The following is a 1,990-nucleotide window of genomic DNA, read 5'->3' as shown; positions in this document are numbered from 1 at the left end:
TGGTTGCTTCTAATTTCAAGACTCGAACTGAACTAGGCGATGAGGCCAAGCATGCTGACACTCAAAATAGTAACTATCTTTCCTGTGTGCCTACCTTAGCGACATTCGCTGTCTTGGTCATGTCAACAATTACACTTCCATGGATAGCTCACAAATGGGACGTTATTGGCTCTGAAGCGCTCAAATCCATTTCAGTAGAACCAGGCCAAGAGGTCTATCTTGCTTCGCGCTACATGACCGGTTTTGTCGTCGTCGCTGATGGTGAGCCGCGGCGCCGTGGCGTAGCTTCGATTCCTTACAGCGATTATCGCCGTATCGTTGAACACTCCCGAATCGAAACTTATGAAAGAATTCTCACGCCACCACCACCATTTGCACTCGTGGCTGCGCCTGGCTTGGTTGCCAATGGTGGCGGGCTTTTAGTTATACCTGAACGCGTCTTCACAGATCGCGAAGCAGCTGGCTGGAAAGTTACATATCAAGACGGCGCTTACTTCCGGCGCATCGCTGATGTTGAGCCGATAGTAATAGACTGAGCGCTTCATGACCTGGTCCGGGATCACGGGGCAAGGTCAGAGATCTGCCGTGAAGCAGAGATCAGCCAGGTGACCCAGCCCCCTGAATTCCAGCCATCTTGGTGTTAGTGATTCATCTGAGGAAAGGATGGACCATGAAACGCAGATTCAGCGACGAACAGATCATCGGGATGATCAAGGAGTACGAGGCCGGGGTAAAGGCTTCCGACCTTTGCCGGAAATATGGCATCAGCGACGCAACGTTCTACAAGTACAAAGCCAAATTTGGCGGCATGAACGTGTCCGACGCGAAGAAGCTGCGGTCTCTGGAAGACGAGAATGCCCGGCTGAAGCGGATGTTGGCGGAGGCGATGCTCGACAATGCCGCACTCAAAGATCTAGCGTGTTGATTTTCACTGAGAACTGACCCGGTATTTTCACCGAGAATTGACCCACCTTTAGTTATGCGTCGTGGTCTATGACGCGGTCAATGTTGGGGTCTCCTTTCTAGTTTTCTTTGTATCCTTGGAACTGGCTTTGAAGCGGTAGCTGTCGTTGCCTGTTTCCAAGATGTGGCAGCGGTGCGTGAGGCGGTCTAAGAGAGCGGTGGTCATCTTTGCATCTGTGAAGACCTGCGCCCATTCTGAGAAGCTAAGGTTGGTTATGATGATGACGCTTGTGCGCTCGTAGAGCTTGCTGAGCAGGTGAAAGAGCAGCGCCCCACCTGATGAACTGAACGGCAGGTAACCGAGCTCATCCAGGATGACCAAGTCGACTTTGGTCAGCATATCAGCGATTTTCCCAGCCTTGCCAATCGCTTTTTCTTGCTCCAGTGCATTGACCAGCTCCACTGTTGAGAAGAACCGAACCTTGCGCCTGTGGTGTTCGATCGCCTGAACGCCGATTGCTGTGGCGGTGTGGCTTTTGCCCGTGCCGGGCCCACCGATCAGAACGACATTCTCGGTGTTTTCGATGAACTCACACCGGTGTAACTGCCGGACTTTCGCTTCGTTAATTTCACTGGACGCAAAATCAAAGCCGGTGAGGTCTTTGTATGCAGGGAAGCGGGCGACCTTTGTGTGGTAAGCGATGGATCGAACCTCTCGTTCCGCCATTTCAGCCTTGAGCAGCTGTGATAACATCGGGGTCGCGGCTTCAAAGGCTGGGGCACCTTGGGCGACCAGGTCTTCGACGGCATTTGCCATGCCATAGAGCTTGAGGCTGCGCAGCATGATGACGATAGAGGCTCCGGCTGGGTCATGACGCATGGCGCTTCTCCCCAGCCTGTCTCACGCCATCGTAACGATTTAGATTTGCCTCGGGCGTGGTTTGCATGCCAAGCGTCCGTGGGTCGACTTCTGGATGTTCCGTCGGCTTACGGTCGATCAACCGGTGTAGAAGGTTCAGGATATGCGTCTTGGTTGGCACACCCGCTTCCAGCGCCTTGTCCACGGCGCGTAACACGTCCTCTTCGT

At 53.4% G+C, this 1,990-nt stretch carries 2 protein-coding genes and 2 pseudogenes; 2 read left to right on the top strand and 2 right to left on the bottom strand.

What is annotated here, in order from left to right; genetic code table 11:
* Window positions 1-536: hypothetical protein (locus TRICHSKD4_RS05630; RefSeq protein ID WP_040616403.1), on the top strand; the 536-nt coding region annotated here is incomplete at its 5' end.
* 134 nt (window positions 537-670) lie between these two features.
* Window positions 671-916, top strand: a pseudogene (locus tag TRICHSKD4_RS05625) (transposase); the annotation flags it as partial.
* A 75-nt stretch (window positions 917-991) separates the two neighbouring features.
* Here the strand turns inward: TRICHSKD4_RS05625 and istB are convergent.
* Window positions 992-1,783, bottom strand: a complete 792-nt coding sequence (gene istB, locus TRICHSKD4_RS05620) for an IS21-like element helper ATPase IstB (RefSeq protein ID WP_009466498.1) — start codon at window positions 1,781-1,783, stop codon at window positions 992-994.
* Window positions 1,773-1,990 (bottom strand): annotated as a pseudogene (locus TRICHSKD4_RS31605) (IS21 family transposase); the annotation flags it as partial. The pseudogene TRICHSKD4_RS31605 and the gene istB, both read right to left, overlap by 11 nt.

The organism is Roseibium sp. TrichSKD4, from assembly GCF_000148725.1.
Classification (GTDB): Bacteria; Pseudomonadota; Alphaproteobacteria; order Rhizobiales; family Stappiaceae; genus Roseibium.
This window is presented reverse-complemented; position numbering and strand designations above follow the sequence as displayed.

Coding starts and splice junctions, on each gene's coding strand:
- istB (WP_009466498.1), bottom strand. CDS start 1,783: ATGCGTCATGACCCAGCCGGAGCCTCTATCGTCATCATGCTGCGCAGC.